This is a genomic window from Flavobacteriales bacterium (assembly GCA_019694795.1).
Taxonomy (GTDB): Bacteria; Bacteroidota; Bacteroidia; order Flavobacteriales_D; family UBA2798; genus UBA2798.
Window position 1 is genome coordinate 1 of the sequence record JAIBBF010000115.1, and the last position, 3,691, is coordinate 3,691.

General features: G+C 41.5%; 4 protein-coding genes and 1 tRNA gene. 3 read left to right on the top strand and 2 right to left on the bottom strand.

Going from position 1 to position 3,691, the window contains the following annotated elements; translation table 11 throughout:
- Both K1X56_15025 and K1X56_15030 read left to right on the top strand, forming a co-directional pair.
- On the top strand, positions 1-378 hold a 378-nt coding region (locus K1X56_15025), incomplete at its 5' end, for a hypothetical protein (protein ID MBX7096032.1).
- A 2-nt stretch (positions 379-380) separates the two neighbouring features.
- Positions 381-1,646 (top strand): ABC transporter permease, encoded by a 1,266-nt coding sequence (locus K1X56_15030; protein ID MBX7096033.1) that lies wholly within the window; start codon positions 381-383, stop codon positions 1,644-1,646.
- Positions 1,647-1,702: 56 nt separating this feature from the next.
- Here K1X56_15030 and K1X56_15035 read toward each other — a convergent pair whose 3' ends face one another.
- Positions 1,703-2,065 (bottom strand): DUF3127 domain-containing protein, encoded by a 363-nt coding sequence (locus K1X56_15035; protein ID MBX7096034.1) that lies wholly within the window; start codon positions 2,063-2,065, stop codon positions 1,703-1,705.
- Positions 2,066-2,081: 16 nt separating this feature from the next.
- Complete coding sequence (locus tag K1X56_15040; protein MBX7096035.1) at positions 2,082-2,975, bottom strand: flavin reductase family protein; 894 nt, start codon at positions 2,973-2,975, stop codon at positions 2,082-2,084.
- Between the two features lie 616 nt (positions 2,976-3,591).
- Here K1X56_15040 and K1X56_15045 point away from each other — a divergent pair.
- Positions 3,592-3,673: transfer RNA gene (locus K1X56_15045), tRNA-Leu, on the top strand.
- Positions 3,674-3,691: the final 18 nt, after the last annotated feature.

Below are 3,691 nucleotides of genomic sequence, written 5' to 3' on the forward strand. Positions count from 1 at the left end.
GTGGTGGAAACGGAATCCTCCGGAAACCTGATGAATTTTCTTAGGCGTAGAGCAAGGTGGGGAGCAAAGGCCGGTAGTTACAAGGATCCGCTCTCTCTATTGCTTGCAATGGCTGTATTGCTCTTTAATGCCCTTTTAGTGCTTATGGTTCTTCATTCGGCGGTATTTTCTGCACATTGGGCGATTACTTTGATTTGCCTTGCATGGAAGGCAGGAATTGATTTTTTGTTGTTATTTTTGAGCAACACCAAAATGGGTGGGGGAGCAAAGTGGATGTATTTTATTCCTGCATTTGTCTTTCACATGTTTTATGTTTTTCCCGTTGCTTTTTATGGCCTGTTATTTAAGGGTCAATGGAAGGAAAGGAAAATTAACTAGCGATGCTAAAAAAAGAAAAAGCAGATAAAAAAGTTAAAGAGGTTTCGAAATCACTTTCGGCACTGGCCTGGCGTCGTTTAAAGCGTAACGTTCCTGCCATGTTTGGTGCAATTGTTATTTTGTTTGCTTGTGTAATTGCAATTTTAGGTGCAACAATTCGTCCGGATCAAACCAAAAACGCGGCGAATGGATTACCTCCCATTTCTACTAAATCGCCTGGCTTTACCGTTAAGCATTTAATGGTTCATAAAAATGATACCATTCTCCAATCTTCATTTTTCGGAATGATGTTTTTAGGCGGAAGGGAAAATGCTTATCGCTATATTCCGATTACTGATTTTGAATTCAGAGGAGCAGAAATTATTGTGAAAGAATATGTGGGTGATGATGAAAATGCAAAATTCAGAGCTACGAGTATACCTGTTATGCTGGCTGATGTTTTGTATCCGCTGCATCTCAATAACCGTTATCAGGAAGACGGACAAGGTAACGTAACTTTTTACGATATCAACAATAATAAAATCACTCGTTCCATTGAGGATATGCAGAAGGAAGTGGCCGAGAAAAATATTGTTGAACAAACCTATTGGCTGGGTACCGATCGTAACGGTCGTGATTTGCTGAGTCGGTTAATGGCGGGAACAATTATTTCGTTAGCAGTGGGATTAATTTCTGTATTAATTTCTCTCATCATTGGAATATCACTCGGTGCCATTGCAGGTTATTTTAGAGGATGGATTGATGATGTGGTGATGTGGCTTATCAATGTGGTTTGGTCCATCCCAACATTACTTTTAGTTATTGCTGTTACCATTGCATTAGGAAAAGGTTTTTGGCAGGTGTTTGTTGCGGTGGGTTTAACGATGTGGGTTGAGGTGGCACGGATTGTTCGCGGACAAGTTCTTTCTATTCGGGAAAAAGAATTTGTAGAGGCTGGACGCGCACTAGGATTTCGTTCGCCGAGAATAATTTTTCGTCACGTTTTACCCAATGTGATGGGTCCTGTTATCGTAATTTCTGCTGCAAATTTTGCTTCGGCTATTTTGATTGAAAGCGGACTTTCCTTTTTAGGAGTTGGTGTGCAACCTCCTATGCCAAGCTGGGGATCTATGATTGCACAACATAAAGATTATATCACCACCGATATGGCTTATCTCGCCGTGTTGCCCGGTATTGCCACCGTGGTGATGGTGCTCGCATTTATGCTGGTAGGAAATGGATTAAGAGATGCACTCGATACGAAGGCAGTCGACGATATTAGAGCATAAAAAAATCCCGTGAAAACGGGATTTTTTATTTCAATGTATTTTTTGAAAAAGAGTGATCAGAACGGAAGATCATCTACGTCATCTCCGGAAGGAATTTCATAATTCGGCATTTCATCGGCCGGATTTGCATTCGGATTGTTGGCGCGGTTGATTTTAAATCCATCAATGGAGTTGAAGTAACGCATGTTTCCTGTCTTAGGATCTTTCCATTCGCGACCACGTAAAAAGAAACCGATTTCTACTTCTTCACCTGTTTTAAATGAATCGAGCAATTCGCATTTATCGTTGGTAAATTGAATGGTGATAAATTGAGGATATTGGGATGAATTGTCGGTAACAACAATTTCTCTTTTTCTGAATTTTTCACTGACCTGTTGGGTAGGTTGAACGAGTTTGATTTGTCCTTTAAGCGTATACATAGAGTTGAGTTAGCAATTAATTATTAAAACTGAGTAGCGTCATCCAGGCTTCTTTTACTTTGCCTTGATCCAGTAATTGAGCAGCATGTTTATGGAGCTCATTTTCCAATTGAGAATAGTTATTTTGATACTTCAAAAACAAATCACTTAGCTCAAGTAATTTGTATTCGTTCACGTCGGTTTCATCGGGGAGTGTTTCAACATTACCGAGTTGACCCAGATGATTTCCTGTAAGTACTTTTGAGTATCGAATATCAGTTGGAATGGAATCGACACCAATTCCAAGAGTGGTTAATGGTTTTTCAATTTCGAAAAGTGCATCACCATGTGCCCTGCAATACCAATTGCCTCCCATGCGGGCTACGAGGTCGATTTTGGTTTGATCGATGCTGCCCTTGTCGTTAATGAGATCTTCGCGGATATGCATTAAAACAACCTCGCAGATGATTAGATTTCCAGCTCCACCCTGATCGCCAAGTTCTACTACTTCTTTCACTTTGCATTCGAGTTGAACCGGACTTTCTTTCACGCGGAATGGCTTAACCTGTTCTGATGCAATTTTTGTGAAACCGGACTTTTCAAATTCATCTACTCCTTTTGGATATTCAGAACTGGCCAGCGACATCTGATGAACCATATCGTAATTCACGATGTTGATGACCACCTCCGGATGTTCTTTTACATTATCGTAGGTGTTTTTTGTGGTGTTGGTGCGACCGCTTCTGGCTGGACTAAAAACCAAAATGGGAGGATTTGCACTAAATACATTAAAGAAACTGAACGGAGCTAAATTCGGACGTCCCTCTGCATCCACTGTGCTCGCAAAGGCAATGGGACGAGGTCCAACGGCACCCAATAAATATCCATGGAGCTTTGGAACAGGAATTTCTTTCGGATCAACACGTAACATAACAGCAAAATAAGGATCAAAAGTAACCATAATCCCGGCTTTTTCCGATGTCAAATTTTCCACAAGTTTACGATTCGGCGATTGTCGATCGGTTGATTCTTGTTTAGAAACAAGGAATATTCATTTTTTTTTATTTGTTTTGCAGTCCCTTAACAAGTTTAAAACGTTTTTTAAACCGTTGCGGGCGTGGCGAAACTGTCGCGATGAAAGCTCAGAGGAATCTTCGCTTTATCGGGATCCACGAAGTTCTAAACCTCGACATAGGTCTCGGTAAGAACTTTCGGGAGTAGACGCGATTCGTATTTGTTCTTTATATTATCTTACTGCGGGCGTGGCGAAACTGTCCCGATGAAAGCTCAGAGGAATCTTCGCTTTATCGGGATCCACGAAGTTCTAAACCTCGACATAGGTCTCGGTAAGAACTTTCGGGAGTAGACGCGATTCGTATTTGTTCTTTATATTATCTTACTGCGGGCGTGGCGAAACTGTCCCGATGAAAGCTCAGAGGAATCTTCGCTTTATCGGGATCCACGAAGTTCTAAACCTCGACATAGGTCTCGGTAAGAACTTTCGGGAGTAGACGCGATTCGTTTTTGTTCTTTATATTTTTCTTACTGCGGGCGTGGCGAAACTGGTAGACGCACTAGACTTAGGATCTAGCGCTGCAAGGCATGTGGGTTCGAGTCCCTCCGCCCGCACAACAAATAAACCGACCT